This is a genomic window from Pseudomonas sp. HN2-3, assembly GCF_020691745.1.
Taxonomy (GTDB): Bacteria; Pseudomonadota; Gammaproteobacteria; order Pseudomonadales; family Pseudomonadaceae; genus Aquipseudomonas; species Aquipseudomonas capeferrum.
On record NZ_CP085704.1, the window covers coordinates 167,476 to 184,422 of the forward strand.

At 63.9% G+C, this 16,947-nt stretch carries 18 protein-coding genes; 13 read left to right on the plus strand and 5 right to left on the minus strand.

The window, feature by feature from the left end; translation table 11 throughout:
• Positions 1-16 precede the first annotated feature (16 nt).
• The 5 genes from LJX93_RS00695 (at position 17) to LJX93_RS00715 (ending at position 4,246) form a co-directional block, all read left to right on the plus strand.
• On the plus strand, positions 17-358 hold the full coding sequence (locus LJX93_RS00695; protein WP_033703347.1) for a hypothetical protein: 342 nt from the start codon (positions 17-19) through the stop codon (positions 356-358).
• 202 nt (positions 359-560) lie between these two features.
• Positions 561-1,460, plus strand: a complete 900-nt coding sequence (locus tag LJX93_RS00700; protein WP_033703328.1) for a TauD/TfdA dioxygenase family protein — start codon at positions 561-563, stop codon at positions 1,458-1,460.
• Positions 1,461-1,478: 18 nt separating this feature from the next.
• A complete protein-coding gene (locus LJX93_RS00705) occupies positions 1,479-2,498 on the plus strand; it encodes an ABC transporter substrate-binding protein (protein WP_047582859.1) in 1,020 nt (339 codons plus the stop codon).
• A gap of 6 nt (positions 2,499-2,504) precedes the next feature.
• The gene (locus tag LJX93_RS00710; RefSeq protein WP_033703325.1) at positions 2,505-3,368 is read left to right on the plus strand and encodes an ABC transporter ATP-binding protein; all 864 of its coding nucleotides are present in this window, start codon (positions 2,505-2,507) and stop codon (positions 3,366-3,368) included.
• A 14-nt stretch (positions 3,369-3,382) separates the two neighbouring features.
• Positions 3,383-4,246, plus strand: a complete 864-nt coding sequence (locus tag LJX93_RS00715) for an ABC transporter permease (RefSeq protein ID WP_227696643.1) — start codon at positions 3,383-3,385, stop codon at positions 4,244-4,246.
• A 75-nt stretch (positions 4,247-4,321) separates the two neighbouring features.
• On the opposite strand, the gene LJX93_RS00720 is transcribed toward LJX93_RS00715, so the two are convergent.
• On the minus strand, positions 4,322-4,882 hold the full coding sequence (locus LJX93_RS00720) for a WYL domain-containing protein (protein WP_033703321.1): 561 nt from the start codon (positions 4,880-4,882) through the stop codon (positions 4,322-4,324).
• Between the two features lie 206 nt (positions 4,883-5,088).
• Here LJX93_RS00720 and LJX93_RS00725 point away from each other — a divergent pair, with 206 nt between their 5' ends.
• From LJX93_RS00725 to LJX93_RS00750, 6 genes are all read left to right on the plus strand, one after another.
• Positions 5,089-5,883 carry a tetratricopeptide repeat protein gene (locus tag LJX93_RS00725; protein ID WP_033703320.1) on the plus strand — a complete coding sequence of 265 codons (795 nt, stop codon included), beginning with the start codon at positions 5,089-5,091 and terminating at the stop codon, positions 5,881-5,883.
• A gap of 176 nt (positions 5,884-6,059) precedes the next feature.
• The gene (locus LJX93_RS00730; RefSeq protein WP_033703319.1) at positions 6,060-6,512 is read left to right on the plus strand and encodes a MarR family winged helix-turn-helix transcriptional regulator; all 453 of its coding nucleotides are present in this window, start codon (positions 6,060-6,062) and stop codon (positions 6,510-6,512) included.
• The gene (locus LJX93_RS00735) at positions 6,509-8,596 is read left to right on the plus strand and encodes an FUSC family protein (RefSeq protein ID WP_033703318.1); all 2,088 of its coding nucleotides are present in this window, start codon (positions 6,509-6,511) and stop codon (positions 8,594-8,596) included. The genes LJX93_RS00730 and LJX93_RS00735 overlap by 4 nt, the downstream gene beginning before the upstream one ends.
• On the plus strand, positions 8,593-8,805 hold the full coding sequence (locus LJX93_RS00740; protein ID WP_033703316.1) for a DUF1656 domain-containing protein: 213 nt from the start codon (positions 8,593-8,595) through the stop codon (positions 8,803-8,805). Before LJX93_RS00735 ends, LJX93_RS00740 begins: the two co-directional genes overlap by 4 nt.
• A complete protein-coding gene (locus tag LJX93_RS00745) occupies positions 8,802-9,677 on the plus strand; it encodes an HlyD family secretion protein (RefSeq protein WP_033703315.1) in 876 nt (291 codons plus the stop codon). The genes LJX93_RS00740 and LJX93_RS00745 overlap by 4 nt, the downstream gene beginning before the upstream one ends.
• Positions 9,674-11,095, plus strand: coding sequence for an efflux transporter outer membrane subunit (locus LJX93_RS00750; RefSeq protein WP_033703314.1), 1,422 nt, complete (start codon positions 9,674-9,676; stop codon positions 11,093-11,095). The genes LJX93_RS00745 and LJX93_RS00750 overlap by 4 nt, the downstream gene beginning before the upstream one ends.
• Before the next feature lie 199 nt (positions 11,096-11,294).
• Here LJX93_RS00750 and LJX93_RS00755 read toward each other — a convergent pair whose 3' ends face one another.
• Positions 11,295-11,570, minus strand: a complete 276-nt coding sequence (locus LJX93_RS00755; protein WP_227696644.1) for a hypothetical protein — start codon at positions 11,568-11,570, stop codon at positions 11,295-11,297.
• Between the two features lie 45 nt (positions 11,571-11,615).
• On the opposite strand from LJX93_RS00755, the gene LJX93_RS00760 reads away from it, so the two are divergent.
• Positions 11,616-13,559, plus strand: a complete 1,944-nt coding sequence (locus tag LJX93_RS00760) for a cytochrome c/FTR1 family iron permease (protein ID WP_033703313.1) — start codon at positions 11,616-11,618, stop codon at positions 13,557-13,559.
• 181 nt (positions 13,560-13,740) lie between these two features.
• Here LJX93_RS00760 and LJX93_RS00765 read toward each other — a convergent pair whose 3' ends face one another.
• Together LJX93_RS00765 and LJX93_RS00770 are read right to left on the minus strand one after the other, a co-directional pair.
• Positions 13,741-13,986, minus strand: coding sequence for a TIGR02647 family protein (locus LJX93_RS00765; RefSeq protein WP_033703312.1), 246 nt, complete (start codon positions 13,984-13,986; stop codon positions 13,741-13,743).
• A 69-nt stretch (positions 13,987-14,055) separates the two neighbouring features.
• Positions 14,056-14,355 (minus strand): hypothetical protein, encoded by a 300-nt coding sequence (locus LJX93_RS00770; protein WP_033703311.1) that lies wholly within the window; start codon positions 14,353-14,355, stop codon positions 14,056-14,058.
• A gap of 147 nt (positions 14,356-14,502) precedes the next feature.
• On the opposite strand from LJX93_RS00770, the gene LJX93_RS00775 reads away from it, so the two are divergent.
• Positions 14,503-15,165, plus strand: coding sequence for a glutathione S-transferase (locus LJX93_RS00775; protein WP_033703310.1), 663 nt, complete (start codon positions 14,503-14,505; stop codon positions 15,163-15,165).
• Positions 15,166-15,280: 115 nt separating this feature from the next.
• Here LJX93_RS00775 and argH read toward each other — a convergent pair whose 3' ends face one another.
• The gene (gene argH, locus LJX93_RS00780) at positions 15,281-16,675 is read right to left on the minus strand and encodes an argininosuccinate lyase (RefSeq protein ID WP_033703309.1); all 1,395 of its coding nucleotides are present in this window, start codon (positions 16,673-16,675) and stop codon (positions 15,281-15,283) included.
• Positions 16,676-16,947: the final 272 nt, after the last annotated feature.

Genomic DNA, 16,947 nt, shown 5'->3' on the forward strand with positions numbered 1-16,947 from the left:
GACGAGGGACACCGCCATGTTCTACGTGCAACGCGACGCCACCGGCCAGTTGCTGCGGGTAGAAGCCGCTTCATACGAAGGGTTCAGCGAGATACTCCCCGCCGACAATGCCGAAATCCAGGAATGGTTCGGCGATGACGAAGTGGAAAACAGCCTCAAGCAGCTCAAGCAAAGCGACCTGGACATGATCCGCGTGCTCGAGGACTTGATCGATGTGCTGACCGCCAAGGGCGTCTTCAGCATCACCGACCTGCCTGCCGGGGCACAGGCCAAGTTGCTCAATCGTTCCAAGGCGCGCAAGGCGCTCGGCAGCTTGAACAACCTGATCGATGAAGAAGAGCAGGGCGGGTTGATCTGATACTGGATCAGCCCCCGATCCTCGGTGATATGGTTATTCAATAAAGGTATTTAAAATATCCTTCTTATGACTTTATAGTCACTCCCACTGCGTACCCGTCGACCAATCGATGCGCCGCACGACTTGAACCCACACGGGAAATCCCCGTGCGTTTCTGATCGTTGCGCGTACTTTGACGTCGCGCACTGCGTGGGAGTGAACCATGTCCGCCGCCTCGAACGCCTTGTCGTCCATCGACAGCGCCCAGCCGCAACACTTTGAAATCCGCCCGTTCTCCGGTGCCGTCGGGGCCGAGATCATTGGCCTTGACCTTGGCAAACCCGTCAACGCCGAGGATTTCACCCGCATTCATCGTGCCCACCTCGATCACCATGTACTGGTGTTCCGCGACCAGCGCATCACCCCTGAACAGCAAATCAGCTTCAGCCGCCGCTTCGGCGAGCTGCAGATCCATGTGCTCAAACAGTTTCTGCTGGCCGGGCACCCCGAGATCCTGATCGTTTCCAACATCATCGAAGATGGCCACAACATTGGCCTGGGTGATGCTGGCAAGTTCTGGCATTCGGACCTGTCGTACAAGACGCTCCCCAGCCTCGGTTCCATGCTGCATGCCCAGGAACTGCCCAGCGAGGGCGGCGATACCCTGTTCGCCGACATGCACAAGGCCTGGGACGCCGTACCCGAAGCCCTGCGCACCGTGATCGAGGGCCGCGCGGCCGCTCATTCCTACACGGCGCGTTATTCCGAAACCAAGTTCGAGGGCAACTGGCGCCCGACCCTGAGCGCCGAGCAGTTGGCCCAGGTGCAGGAAGTCATCCACCCGGTGGTACGTACCCACCCGGAAAACGGCCGCAAGGCGCTGTTCGTCAGTGAAGGCTTCACCACCCGCATCGTCGGCCTGCCAGCGGATGAAAGCCACGACGTGCTGCAACAGCTGTATGCCCTGAGCGTGCTCGAACAGAACATCTACCGCCATCAGTGGCAGCCCCACGACCTGGTGTTCTGGGACAACCGCTCGCTGATCCACCTCGCCACCGGCTGCCCCGCGCACCTGCGGCGCAAGCTGTACCGCACCACCATCCAGGGCGATGCCCCGTTCTGACGACTGAGGAAACACATCATGCGCAAATCCATCAGCCGCCTGGCGGCAAGCATCGGCCTGGGCGCGAGCCTGGTCGTCGGCAGCCTGGCGGCCCCTGCCGTGGCCCAGGCCGAAGGCGAGATCCGCATCGCCGAACAGTTCGGCATCGTCTACCTGCTGCTGAACGTGGTGCGTGACCAGCACTTGATCGAGAAGCACGGCAAGGAGCAGGGCATCGACATCAAAGTCGATTGGGCCCAGCTTTCTGGCGGTGCAGCCATCAACGATGCGCTGCTGTCCGGCTCGGTGGACATCGCCGGCGCCGGCGTTGGCCCACTGCTGACCGTCTGGGACCGTACCAAGGGCCGGCAGAACGTCAAGGCCGTCGCCTCGCTTGGCAACTTCCCGTATTACCTGGTCAGCAGCAACCCCAACGTGAAGACCATCGCCGACATCTCCGAGAAAGACCGCATCGCCGTGCCGGCGGTAGGCGTCTCCGTGCAGTCGCGCTTCCTCCAATACGCCGCAGCCCAGCAGTGGGGCGACAAGGACTACAACCGCCTCGACAAGTACACCCTGGCCGTACCGCACCCCGATGCCACGGCCGCATTGATCGCCGGTGGCACCGAGCTTAACGGGCACTTCTCCAACCCGCCGTTCCAGGACCAGGCGTTGGCCAACAAGGACGTGCACGTCGTGCTCAACAGCTACGACCTGCTCGGCCCCAACTCGCCGACCCTGCTGTTCGCCACCGAAAAATTCCGCAACGAAAACCCCAAGACCTACAAGGCCTTCGTCGACGCCCTGGCCGAGGCTGCGGACTTTGCACAGAAGGACAAGGCTGCTGCTGCCGATACCTACATCCGCGTGACCAAGGCCAAGATCGACCGCGACGTGCTGATCAAGCTGATCGACAACCCGCAGTACGAGTTCACCGTCACGCCGAAGAACACCTACAAGCTGGCAGACTTCCTTTATCGGGTCGGCGCCATCAAGCACAAGCCTGAGTCGTGGAAGGATTACTTCTTCCAGGATGAACGCCCGCTGCAGGGGAGCTGATCGATCATGACCGCCCCATTGCCAGGCCACGCGGCCAGCAACCTGAGCCGTGTCGCCACGCCACCCTTGCTCAAGGTGGATAACCTCAGCCTCGAATACCGAACCGCGCAGCGCGTGGTGCGGGCCACCCACCAGGTCAGCTTCGAAGTTGACCGTGCCGACCGTTTCGTCTTGCTGGGGCCTTCGGGCTGCGGCAAGTCCACCTTGCTCAAGGCCGTGGCCGGGTTCATCAACCCCCAGGAAGGGCAGATTCTGCTGCAGGGCAAGCCCGTCAAAGGCCCAGGGCCGGACCGTATCGTGGTGTTTCAGGAGTTCGACCAGCTACCGCCCTGGAAGACGGTAAAGCAGAACGTCATGTTCCCGCTGCTGGTCTCGGGCCAGCTCAAGCGCGCCGAGGCCGAGGAACGGGCCCTGCATTACCTGGACAAGGTTGGCCTGGCGGCGTTTGCCGATGCCTATCCCCACACCCTGTCTGGCGGCATGAAGGCGCGCGTGGCGATTGCCCGGGCCTTGGCCACCCAGCCGAAGATTCTGCTGATGGACGAACCGTTCGCCGCGCTCGACGCGCTGACCCGGCGCAAGATGCAGGAAGAGCTGCTGCTGCTGTGGGAAGAGGTGCGTTTCACCTTGCTGTTCGTCACCCACTCCATCGAAGAGGCGCTGGTGGTCGGCAACCGCATCTTGCTGCTGTCGCCGCACCCGGGGCGGGTGCGGGCCGAGGTGCACAGCCATCAGTACGATCTTGGCAGCCTGGGCGCAGCGGATTTCCAGGCCAGTGCCCGCCGCATTCATCGGCTGCTGTTCGATGAGGCCCAAACGCCCGAGCAAGCCGACGAACTCGGCTTCAACGATATCCGTATCGCCTACTGACAGGAGCTTCAGCCATGACCACTACCCCTGTACGTCAGGAATACGAGGTGCAGCTGGAGCCGCTGCGCAGTGTGCCTCTGGAACGCCAACTGCCATTGGCCCAGCGTTTGTGGCAGCTCGGCTGGCTGCGCAAGGCGGTCATCCTGGTTGTGATCGCCGCGCTTTGGGAGGCCGCAGCCCGCTATCAAGGCAACGACCTGCTGCTGCCGAGCTTTCTGCAAACGTCCGCTGCGCTATGGGATGGCCTGATCAGCGGTGAACTGCCGGCCAAGGTCGGCGTGTCGCTGGTGATCTTGCTCAAGGGCTACGTGCTGGGCATCGTGCTGGCCTTTGGATTGACCAGCCTGGCGGTGTCGACCCAGCTCGGTCGTGACCTGCTGGGCACCTTGACCTCCATGTTCAACCCCCTGCCAGCAATCGCCTTGCTGCCGCTGGCGCTGCTGTGGTTCGGCCTGGGCGACAACAGCCTGATCTTCGTGCTGGTGCACTCGGTGCTGTGGGCGCTGGCGCTGAACACCTACGCGGGCTTTCTCGGGGTGTCCGAAACCCTGCGCATGGCCGGCCGCAACTATGGCCTGAAGGGCCTGCGCCTGGTGTTGCATATCCTGGTTCCGGCGGCCTTGCCGTCGATCCTGTCGGGGTTGAAGATCGGCTGGGCGTTTGCCTGGCGTACCCTGATTGCCGCCGAGCTGGTGTTTGGCGCCAGCAGTGGCAAGGGCGGCCTGGGTTGGTACATCTTCCAGAACCGCAACGAGCTGTACACCGACAAGGTGTTCGCCGGGCTGGCCGTGGTGATCCTGATCGGTTTGCTGGTCGAAGGGTTGGTGTTCAATACCCTGGAGCGGCTGACGGTGCGGCGTTGGGGCATGCAGCGCTAGCAGGCAAGCCTGCACCGGCTGCTGTGGGGGCGGGGTTATCGGGGTGCCGAACCGCCACGCAGAGGCCGGTACAGGTTATGGGTTCTGGTACTGGGCAGCCGCATTGCTCAGCATCTTGCCAATCTCTTCGCGTAGCCCTTCCGGTTGCTCCACCACTACCCCATCCCCCTGGCTCAGCAGCCACCAGCGCAACGGCCAGCCATCGCTCACCGTGGCACGTACCCGATGCCCATGCTCCTGCGCGGTCAGCTGCATGTCGGTGCTTAGTGGCGTCTCGCGCAGCTGCCGCGCCAATGTGTCACTGATCCGCGCCACCAGCTCCACCCCCTCGCCCTGGGCCGGCTGCAGCGCGTCACCGCGCAGGTAGGTCAACAGGTCGAAATTGCCGCGCAGCTCACCCACGGCAGTCGACGACCAGTGCCAGCCGAACGGTATGCTCTTGTCATTGCGCTCCAGCGGAAAAATCAGCGACAACTCGTTGAGGTCGCGCTCAACCGTGCGTTTGCTGACATTGAAGCCCACATCACGCAGGCGCCAGACCAGCTCGGCGCTGGTGATGCCTGGGGAGCGGCTGGGCAGCTGACGCAGCAGCGCCCACTGACGGCTGAGGGTGGCGCGAGTGGTGGCGAACGGCAAAAGATAACGTCCTTGTCTAGGCTTGCCGCAATAGGATGGCGGCACGAGCGGGGCATGGCAATTGGCCACAGCCTGCTCAGATCAAGGAAGTCGCATTTGGTTGCCTCGTGCCGAATCGTTCGCGACAGGTTTTGTCGTGACGTCACGCAGAATCACGCCTCATCACAGCTGAGGTTGGGGTTGTGTGTCGTTCAATGAGGATGAACATGTCTGCTGCCAGCAATATCCATTCGCTGCTCGCCCGTCTTCTGCCAGAGCGGGTCATCGCCCCACCAGCCCCTGCGGGGAGGCGTCATCGGTTGTTTGCCGGGGTCGGGTTGCCCAGCCAGCGGTCGCTGTTGGTCAGCCGCCTGGATGAGGCCAGCGATTTGCAGGTGGTGTATGCCGACCTGCGCCGCCAGGCGTTGCAAGGCAGCGTAGCGGCACTCAATGACCTCGGCTGGATCTGGCTCAATGGCAAGTACTGGCGTGCCGACACGGTGCTGGCCGGCCACCTGCTGCGCATGGCGGCCTTGCAGGGCAACGCCGCGGCCTGGTTCAACCTGGGCCAGCAGCACTATTTCGGCAAAGGCATCGAGGCATCGTACGTGCAGGCGGCCGAGTGTTATCGGCAGGCATTCGACCGCGGCATTTTGCATGCTGCCGCTGCGCTCGGTGACTTGTATGAAGAGGAAGTGTGCGATGGCGACCTGGACTGGCAGGTCGACCTGGTAGAGGCCTACCAGTGGTTTCAGCGCGGCGCCCAGCGGGGCGAAGCGCGATGCCGGTTTGAAGTCGGTTATCGGCTGATGCATGGCCTGCACGTCGAAGCCGATATCAAAGGCGCGCTGTATTGGCTGGAACTGGCGGCTGCGGCGGGCGTGATGCAGGCGGCCGAGGAGCTGGCGGTGCATTTCAGCAGCCGCGACGGCACACGGTACCTGGAATGGCGCGACCGGGCAGTGCAGATGGGCAGCACGCTGGCGCTGACGATGAAGCTGGAAGACCAGGTGCAGCCCTGACCGTTGCCTCATATTCGCGGCAAAGTGCAGCCCCTTGTGGGGGCGGCTTTGCGCCGCGAAAGGGCATTACATGAACAACCATTCATCGACGCTATCCGTCGCCCGCTGTTGACGACAGGGGGAGGGCCAGGCGTATATTGATAGTTAGCAAACTATGAATATCCTTGGTTCCTTTCATGACCCTTGATCTCCTGCGCCTGCAAGTCAGCAGCGGCATGGTGGTTGCCGCACGCCATTGGCGGCGCATCTGCCATGCGGCCCTCACCAGCTACGGCATCTCCGAAGCCTGCGCCGCGCCGTTGCTGATGATCGTGCGCCTGGGCGACGGCGTGCATCAGGTGGCGGTGGCCCAGGCCGCCGGCCTCGAAAGCCCGTCGTTGGTGCGCTTGCTCGACCAACTGTGCAAAGCCGGGCTGGTGTGCCGCAGCGAGGACCCTCTGGACCGCCGCGCCAAGGCCCTGAGCCTGACCGCCGAAGGCCGCGCCCTGGCCGAGTCCATCGAAGCCGAGCTGGTGCGCCTGCGCCGTGATGTGCTGCAGGGCATCGACCAGGCCGACCTGGAGGCCACCTTGCGCGTACTGCGCGCCTTCGAAGCCGTCGGCCTCGGCACACCAGGCGGGGCAGCATGAACGGATTCTTCAGCTCGGTGCCCCCGGCCCGCGATTGGTTCTACGGCGTGCGCACCTTCGGCGCGTCGATGATCGCCCTGTACATTGCCCTGCTCATGCAGCTGCCACGCCCTTACTGGGCGATGGCGACCGTCTATATCGTCTCCAGCCCGTTCGTCGGCCCCACCAGCTCCAAGGCCCTGTACCGCGCCCTGGGCACATTGCTCGGTGCCGGCGGGGCGGTATTGCTGGTGCCACCGCTGGTGCAGTCGCCGCTGTTGCTGAGCGTGGCCATCGCCTTGTGGACCGGCACCTTGCTGTTCCTCTCGCTGAACCTGCGCACAGCCAACAACTACGTGCTGATGCTGGCCGGCTACACCCTGCCGATGATTGCCCTGGCGGTGGTCGACAACCCTACGGCGGTGTTCGATGTGGCCTCGTCGCGGGCCCAGGAAATCTGCCTGGGCATCGTCTGCGCGGCGGTGGTCGGCGCAATCTTCTGGCCGCGGCGCCTGGCCCCGGTGGTGGTCGGCTCGACCGGCAACTGGTTCGCCGAGGCGATCCGCTACAGCGACACCTACCTGGCCCGCGACGTTGCCGCCGACAAGGTCGGCAGCATGCGCGTCTCGATGGTGGCCACGTTCAATACCCTGGAAATGATGATCGGCCAGCTCGGCCACGAAGGTGCCGGCCCCCACACCCTGAAAAACGCCAGTGAACTGCGTGGGCGCATGATCCACCTGCTGCCGGTGATCGACGCCCTGGACGACGCCTTGGTCGCCCTCGAAGGCCGTGCGCCGGCCCAGTTCGCCCAGCTGCAACCGCTGCTGGCCGAGGCCCGCGAATGGCTCAAAGGCACCGCTGATGATGCCTCCCTGGCCCCCTGGACCGCATTGCACGAGCAGATCACCCGCCTGCAACCCAGCGCCACCGCCCTGGACCAGCGCGCCGGCCTGCTGCTGTCCAACGCCCTGTATCGCCTGACCGAATGGGTCGACCTCTGGCAAGACTGCTGCACCCTCCAGCACGCCTTGCGCAAGGACGACGCCACGCCCTGGCGCGCCGCCTACCGCCACTGGCGCCTGGGCCGGCTGACGCCGTTCTTTGACCGTGGCCTGATGCTCTACTCGGTGTTTTCCACGGTTACCGCGATCATTGTCGCCAGTGGCCTGTGGATTCTGCTCGGCTGGAACGACGGTGGCAGTGCGGTCATCCTCGCCGCCGTGGCGTGCAGCTTCTTTGCCGCGATGGACGACCCGGCGCCGCAGATCTACCGGTTCTTCTTCTGGACACTGATGTCGGTGATCTTCTCCAGCGTCTACCTGTTCCTGGTGCTGCCCAACCTGCACGACTTCCCGATGCTGGTGCTGGCCTTTGCGGTGCCGTTCATTTGCGTCGGCACGCTGACCGTGCAGCCGCGTTTCTACCTCGGTACTTTGCTGACCATCGTCAACACCGCCACCTTCATCAGCATCCAGGGCGTCTATGATGCGGACTTCCTGACCTTCATCAACGCCAACCTGGCAGGCCCGGTGGGGCTGCTGTTCGCCTTCATCTGGACCTTGCTGCTACGCCCGTTCGGCGTGGAACTGGCGGCCAAGCGCATGACCCGCTTCGCCTGGCGCGATATCGTCGAAATGACCCAGCCCGCGACATTGGCCGAACACCGCCAGGTGGGCGTACAGATGCTCGACCGCCTGATGCAGCACCTGCCACGCTTGTCGCAGACCGGCCAGGACAGCGGTGTGGCGCTGCGTGACCTGCGCGTGGGCCTGAACCTGCTCGACCTGCTGGCCTACCTGCCACGCGCCAACCCGCAGGCCCGCGAGCGCCTGGCTTTGGTCATCGAAGAAGTCGGCGCCCACTACGCCGCCTGCCTGCGCGCCAACCAGCGCCTGCACGCCCCGGCGGCGCTGTTGCGCAACATGGAGCGTGCGCGGCAAGGGCTGGCGCTGGACGATCACAACGACCGCGGCGATGCCCGTGTGCACCTGCTGCACGCCTTGAGCGGCCTGCGCCTGGCCTTGCTGCCCGGTGTCGAAGTGATGCTCGAACCCACCGAACAACCGCAACTGCCCCCCGGCATCGATGGAGCCCCACTGTGATCGGTGATCTGGATATCAGCGGGGTGTTTCTGCCCACGCTGTTGGTGATGATGTTGTTCACCTACCTGTTGTTCCTGGGCGTGCACGCTGTACTGGTGCGCCTGCACTTTTACCGCCTGGTCTGGCACCGGGCCTTGTTCAACGTTGCCCTCTACGCCGTGATGCTGGGCGCGGTCGACCACTTTTGCCGAAACCTGATGCTGCCATGAAAAAACCTTTGCTGACCCTGGGCCGTGTGGTCCTGACCTTGCTGGTCGTGAGTTTCGCCGCCGTGCTCGTCTGGCAGATGGTGGTGTACTACCTGTTCGCCCCCTGGACCCGCGACGGCCATATCCGCGCCGACGTGATCCAGATCGCCCCGGATGTGTCCGGGCTGATCCAGAAGGTCGAGGTGCGTGACAACCAGGTGGTCAAGCGCGGCGACGTGCTGTTCACCATCGACCAAGACCGCTTCAGCCTGGCCCTGCGCCAGGCACAGGCAACCCTGGCCGAGCGCGAGGAAACCCTGGCCCAGGCCGCCCGTGAAACGCGCCGTAACCGCAAACTGGGCAACCTGGTGGCGGCCGAGCAGCTGGAAGAGAGCCAGTCCCGCGAGGCCCGCGCCCGCTCGGCGGTCAACGAGGCGCAGGTGGCGGTCGATACTGCCCAGCTCAACCTCGACCGCTCGGTGGTGCGCAGCCCCGTGGACGGCTACCTCAACGACCGCGCCCCGCGTAACCATGAGTTCGTCACCGCCGGCCGCCCGGTACTGTCGGTGGTCGACAGCGCCTCGTACCACGTCGATGGCTACTTCGAAGAAACCAAGCTCGGAGGCATCCATATCGGCGATGCCGTGGACATCCGCGTGATGGGCGACAACACCCGCCTGCGCGGCCACGTGCAAAGCTTCGCCGCCGGTATCGAAGACCGCGACCGCAGCAGCGGCGCCAACCTGTTGCCCAACGTCAACCCGGCCTTCAGCTGGGTGCGCCTGGCCCAGCGGATTCCGGTGCGTATCGCTTTCGATGAAGTGCCGGAAGACTTCCGCATGATCGCCGGGCGCACCGCCACGGTATCGATCATCGAGGACAAGCGCCCATGAAACGCCTGATGCTGGTGGGCATGGCCTTGTCCCTCGGTGCCTGTGCCCTGGTTGGCCCGGACTATGAAGTGCCGAAAGACGCGGCCGTGCAGCGCAGCGACCTCAACGGCCCGCTGCGCCAGGATGCCGACAGTGTGGTGTCGGCGCCGGTACCTGAAGACTGGTGGCAGCTGTACCAGGATCAGCGCCTCAACGCACTGGTACGCCAGGCATTGAGCGCCAATACCGAGCTGCGCGTGGCCGCAGCCAACATTGCCAAGGCCCGTGCGCAGGTTGAAGTGGCCGAATCGCAGGGCGGCTTCAGCGGTGGCATCAAGGCCGGCGCGCAGCGCTTGCAGGAGTCCGGCGAGGCCTTCCTGCTGCCTGAGAAGGTGCCCGTGGCCAATATCGGTGAGGCCATCATCAGCGCCTCCTACCAGTTTGACCTGTGGGGCACGTTCAAGCGCGGCACCGAAGCGGCCAAGGCCAACGCCGACGCGGTGCAAGCTGCCGCAGACACCGCGCGCATCACCCTGGTGGCCGATGTGGTCAAGGCCTACACCCAAGTGTGCTCGGCCAACGAGGAATACCACATTGCCCGCGAGTCGCTGGACTTGCAGGAGCAAGGCGTGAAGCTGAACCAACGCCTGCGCGATGCCGGCCGTGGCGATGAAACCCAGGTCACCCGCTCGCAGACCCAGTTCAAATCGTTGCGCGCCGAGTTGCCGCGCTTCAAGGCCGAGCGCGAGACCGGCCTGTATACCCTGGCTGCACTGCTGGCAAAACCAGTTGAGCAATTGCCTGCCGGCACCGCCGACTGCGCCGAGCTGCCGCACCTGGCTCAGTTGGTCCCGGTGGGCGACGGCGCCGCGTTGCTCAAGCGCCGCCCCGATGTGCGCCAGGCCGAACGCCAACTGGCGGCGGCTACCGCCAACATCGGCGTGGCCACCGGCGCGCTGTACCCGGATATCAGCATCGGCGCCCAGGTCGGCACCATTGGTATTCTCGAGAACCTTGGCGAGCCGGCCACCAACCGCTGGGGCTTTGGCCCGCAGATCAATTGGAGCATCCCGACCAATGGCACCCGTGCCCGCATCCGCATGGCCGAAGCCTCGACCCAGGCGGCGCTGGCGCATTTTGATGGTGTGGTGCTGAACGCCATTCGCGAGACCCAGACCCGATTGGCGCAGTACAGCGCCTTGCTGGACCGGCGTGATGCTCTGGCCGAGGCGGAGCAGTCGGCCAAGGAAGCGGCAGACCAGACGCATCGGTATTACCAGGCTGGGCGTGAGTCGTTCCTGGCGGATTTGCAGGCGACGCGGACGTATACCGATATGCGGGCGCAGTTGGCGGCGGCGAATAGCCAGGTGGCGATGGGGCAGATTGGGGTGTTTCTGGCGTTGGGTGGGGGGTGGAAGGGGGGTGGTGGCAAGCCTTGAGGGTTGTGGGTAGGGTTTGACGACAGAGCCGCGGCGCCCTTGAGATCGAGCGCCGCCCGCGCGGCGCTCGATCTCAAGGGCGCTGAAACTCTCACGGTGAACACCTTGAAGCCGTAAGACATTTCCGAACCTGAAAGCTGCGGCCTGCTGATCCGCGCCCTGACCCTGACCGTGGAACAGACCACCACCGCCCTGCCTGCTATGCGCAATGATCAACGCCCTGTGCGACCACTCCCGCGCCACCGCCTGAAGCGAGGCACGACAGATGCGCGACGAGCCCAGAGCGTCTTCCACCGCAGGCGGGGAAACCTTCGACCTGTTCCGCCTGCAACCCTGTATCCGCCACCTGAATAGCTACTGACATGGGCAGCAGTAAGCCATTGTCCAATGCTCCAGCACGGCATAGTGCTTGGTGGATCAAAAGCGCTTTCATTTCACGATCAATCCCCTCCTGTTTTGTCACAAGATTTTTCATGAAATCTGCCCGCACACCTTGAGAGAAGAAGAGTGGAAGTGAACAATGTTCTCTTTCGCATTCCCTCCGAGACTGGCCATGAATACCCATTCCCGTCTGCTTGCCTGGCTGCCTGCTTTACTGCTGGGCCCAATGCTGGCGCTGTGCAGCACCCTGGCGTTGGCCGAAGCCCCTGCCGAAGCTACCAAGGCCCTGCACTTGCTCGACTACATGGGCGCCGACTACCCGCCGACCGTGCGCGAAGGCAAGGTGATCGACGAGGGCGAGTACCGCGAGCAACAGGAGTTCAGCGCGGTCCTGGCCGACCTGGTCAAGAACCTGCCGGCGCATGCCGAACAAGCCGCCCTGGTACAGGGCGTGCAGGCGTTGCGCCAAGCCATCGACCAGCGTCAGGACGGCGCCGCTGTAGCCCGTCAGGCCCGTCAGTTGGGCGCACGCCTGGCGGTGGCCTACGAGGTCAGCCAGGCCCCGGTGATTACTCCGGACCCGGCCCGTGGGGCTTCGCTGTACGCGCAGAACTGCGCGATCTGCCATGGCGATAGCGGCGCCGGCGATGGCCCAGCCGGCGTTGGCCTGGAGCCGCCTCCAGCCAACCTGCGCAGTGTCGAGCGGCTAGACCAGCTGAGCCTGTTCGACCTGTACAACACCCTCGGCCTGGGCATCGAAGGTACCGAGATGCCATCGTTCGCCGACCAGCTCGACGAGCGTCAGCGCTGGGACGTGGCCGCCTTTGTGGCCAGCTTCACTGCCAACCCCGAGGCGGCCAAGGGCGATAAAGCCTGGAACCTGGCAGACCTGGCGCGCCAGACCCCGGCCGAAGTCGCGGCCAACGAAGGCGCCGATGCAGTAGCGGCGTTCCGCGCCCAGCGTGCCCAGCCGCCGCAAGCCAAACGCGGCCCGGCGCAGTTGCTCGAATACACCGCCAGCACCCTGGACAAAAGCCTGGCGGCCTACCGCGAGGGCGATCACGACCAGGCCTATGACCTGTCGGTAGCCGCTTACCTGGAAGGCTTCGAGCTGGTGGAAAGCTCGCTGGACAACATCGACACCCAGGCGCGCAAGGACACCGAAAAAACCCTCATGGCTTACCGCCAGTCCCTGCAGGACGGCTTACCTGTGGCCCAGGCCGAGCAACGGCTGGCCGAAGCCAAGGCTAAGCTCGACCAGGCCGCCAAGCTGTTGGGCAGTGATGGCCTGAGCTGGTCGCTGAGCTATATCTCCGGTTTGTTGATTCTGCTGCGCGAAGGCCTTGAAGCGATTCTGGTGCTGGCGGCGATCCTCGCCTTCCTGCGCAACACCGGCCAGCAGTCGGCGGTGCGCAGCGTCAACGTCGGTTGGGGCCTGGCGCTGGTCGCAGGTTTTGCCACCTGGGCCTTGGCGGCTTACGTGATCGACGTCGGCGGTGCCCAGCGCGAGCTGCTGGAAGGCTGCACAGCGCTGTTTGCTGCGGTCATGGTGCTGTGGCTCGGGGTGTGGATGCACGACCGCCGCCACGCCGCTGCCTGGCAGGACTACATCAAGAGCAGCCTGGTCAGTGGTGGCGGGCGCTTCGGCTTTGCCATGCTGGCGTTCTTCTCGGTGTACCGCGAACTGTTCGAAGTGATCCTGTTCTACGAGACCCTGTGGCTGCAGGCCGGGCCTTCCGGGCATCAAGCCGTGCTAGCGGGGGGCGCCACGGCATTGGTGCTGCTGGTGGGATTGGCGTGGGTGATTCTGCGCGGCTCGGCCAAGCTGCCGCTGTCGCTGTTCTTCAGCATCAACGCCGCGCTGCTGTGCGCGCTGTCGGTGGTGTTCGCCGGGCATGGCGTGAAGGCGCTGCAGGAAGCCGGGGTGCTGGGCACGCGGCCGGTGGCGTTCTTCGAGTTTGACTGGCTGGGCATTCATGCCGATGCCTATTCGCTGGCAGCGCAGGCAGTGGCCTTGCTGGCCATCGTGTTCCTGTACGGGCGCTCGTGGCTGGCAGAGAAACGCAGGGCGGCGGCCAACTAGCAAAGGTGTGTAAACCCCCTGTAGGCGCGGCCTTGCCGGGGCGCCGGACCGGTCGGAACGGGCCGCGAAGCGGCCCCAGGATTTCAGCAGTGCTGCACAAATTGCCGGGGCCGCGTTGCGGCCCTTTCCGACCGGTCCGGCGCCCCGGCAAGGCCGCTCCTACAAGGATTGCGGCAGTCTGTCAGGCCGGTTGTGGCGCCTTGAGAATGTTCTGCAGCAGTTGCACACTTTCGACGGCGTCATGACCCAGGCTGGTCAGGTAGCCACCATCGGGTTGATCGGTCAGCCCTTTTTCGTGCAGGCGTTTAGCTGCCGCGATGAGTTTAGTGGGGGCTTGGCTGTTTATCTTGATGCCTTCCTGGCTGCTGTCGTGCTTGAACAGCGCAAGTACTTCCAGTTCATCGATCAGCTCGGGGGTAAAGGACATGGCGACTCCTGACTTCCAGACGAGGATGGCGGCACCTTCATGGGTGCCTGACCTTCGAGTGTAGTCGGGTTATTCGTCGTCGCCTTGATCCATCTCAGGTGGCAGCTCGGGCAGGGCACGCAGGGCGTTTTCATACCATTCGCTGTTGAACGCGCGGTCTTCCACCAGCATGTTGTCGATCTCGAAGGCCAGCACATGGGCCATCAGGTTGAGGATTTCCTCGCGCGCATAGCCAACCAGGGTGAGTTTGTTGAAGGTGGCCTTGGCCGCTGGCGGCTCGTCGCTTTCGATCTGGTTCTCGATGGCCTGGGTCAGCGTTGCCTCGGCGAAGGCTTCGTCGTCATTGTCGATGTCGGTGGGCTCGCTCATGGCGGTACTCCTGTGATTGGGCATACAGTTTGCCACGCCTGTGGCGGCAATGTCCGGTCATTGACCGGGTGCATGACGCTGGTCAGGCGCAGGCTTAGGGGCTATAAAAGCCGGGCCATCCCCATACGGCCTGGAGGCTGTTACCCCATGCTCAAGCTTCACGGATTCTCAGTCAGCAACTACTACAACATGGTCAAGCTGGCACTCCTGGAAAAAGGCCTGCCTTTCGAGGAGGTCACCTTCTATGGCGGCCAGGCGCCGCATGCACTGGAAGTCAGCCCACGGGGCAAGGTACCAGTGCTGGAAACCGAACACGGCTTCCTCAGCGAGACCAGTGTGATTCTCGACTACATCGAGCAGACCCAGGGCGGCAAAGCGCTGTTGCCTGCGGACCCGTTCGAGCAGGCCAAGGTGCGCGAGCTGCTGAAAGAAATCGAGTTGTACATCGAGCTGCCGGCACGCACCTGCTACGCCGAGTCGTTCTTTGGCATGGCGGTAGAGCCGTTGATCAAGGAGCGCGCGCGGGCCGACCTGTTGGCGGGCTTTGCCACGCTCAAGCGCAATGGTCGCTTCGCGCCGTATGTGGCGGGTGAGCAGCTGACGATTGCCGACCTGATGTTCTGCTTCTCGGTCGACCTGGCTTACGCGGTGGGCAAGAAGGTGCTGAACGTCGACTTCCTGGCGGATTTCCCGCAGGCGAAGGCATTGTTGCAGCGAATGGGCGAGAACCCGCACATGGCGCGGATTTTGGCAGACAAGGAGGCGTCGATGCCGGCCTTCATGGAGATGATTCGCAGCGGCAAGCGCTGAGGTTTGCACAAGCGTCAAGCCTGCCCCCACAGGGTTCCGTTAAATCAATGAGTTAGCGGTTTCTCTGTGGGGGCGGGCTTGCCCCGCGAACGAGGGCAAAGCCCTCGCCATGGTCTTAGCGCGAAGCCAGCAAGGCTTGGCCGCGTACCACCGCCGCACGCACTTGCGCCGGCGCGGTACCACCAATGTGGTCACGGGCATTGACCGAGCCTTCCAGGGTCAGCACGGCGAACACGTCCTGCTCGATCTGGTCGCTGAACTGGCGCAGTTCTTCCAGGCTCATCTCGGCCAGGTCCTTGCCGGTGTCCACACCATACTTCACGGCATGGCCGACGATTTCGTGGCAATCACGGAACGGCAGGCCACGGCGTACCAGGTAGTCGGCAAGGTCGGTGGCAGTCGAGAAGCCACGCAGGGCCGCTTCGCGCATGATCGCGTGCTTGGGCTTGACCGCGGGGATCATGTCGGCAAAGGCACGCAGCGAGTCGCGCAGGGTATCGGCGGCGTCGAACAGCGGTTCCTTGTCTTCCTGGTTGTCCTTGTTGTAGGCCAGCGGTTGGCCTTTCATCAGGGTCAGCAGGCCGGTCAGCGCGCCGAACACGCGGCCGCTCTTGCCACGTACCAGCTCCGGTACGTCCGGGTTCTTTTTCTGCGGCATGATCGAGCTGCCGGTGCAGAAGCGATCAGGCAGGTCGATGAACTGGAACTGCGCGCTGGTCCACAGCACCAGCTCTTCGGAGAAGCGCGACAGGTGCATCATGGCGATGCTCGCGGCAGCGCAGAATTCGATGGCGAAGTCGCGGTCGGAAACGCCGTCCAGCGAGTTGCCAGACACGTCCTCGAAGCCCAGCAGCTTGCAGGTGAGCTCGCGGTCGATCGGGTAGGTGGTGCCTGCCAGCGCGGCGCTGCCCAGGGGCATGCGGTTGGTGCGCTTGCGGCAGTCGACCAGGCGCTCGTAGTCGCGGCTGAGCATTTCGAACCAGGCCAGCAGGTGGTGGCCGAAGGTGACCGGCTGGGCCGTCTGCAGGTGGGTGAAGCCGGGCATGATGGTGTCGGCTTCACGCTCGGCCTGCTCCAGCAGGCCCTTTTGCAAGCGGGTGATTTCGGCCAGGATCAGGTCGATCTCGTCGCGCAGCCACAGGCGGATGTCGGTGGCCACCTGGTCGTTTCGGCTACGGCCGGTGTGCAGTTTTTTACCGGTGATGCCGATGCGATCGGTCAGGCGTGCCTCGATGTTCATGTGCACGTCTTCAAGCTCGACGCGCCAGTCGAAGTTGCCGGCCTCGATTTCGCCCTGGATGGTCTTCAGGCCATCGATGATGGTGTCGCGCTCAGCATCGCTGAGCACGCCGACCTGCGCCAACATGGTGGCGTGGGCGATCGAACCCATGATGTCGTGGCGGTACAGGCGCTTGTCGAAATCGACCGAAGCGGTGAAACGGGCGACGAAGGCGTCGACGGGCTCACTGAAGCGGCCGCCCCAGGACTGATTGGTCTTGTCGGTGCTCATGGATTCACTCATTGCAGGCGTGAACGAAAAAGTGGCAACGATGATAGCAGGGTTGGGCTTGCTGCCGCAGGGCGCCGGTCGAGAGAAATGACCCGAAAACGGCAGGCAGACACGCACACAAGGATTTGCAGGATTGAACGGCAGTGTTCCATGGACCGTCTACAGTTGGACAGAGGACTGGCAGTGAATCTGCCGGCCGAGTGAATCTTTGGCCATCGCACCGGTCTAGAGCGTGACCGCAGTGTCGCTCGAACCACATCTGTCTACGCTAT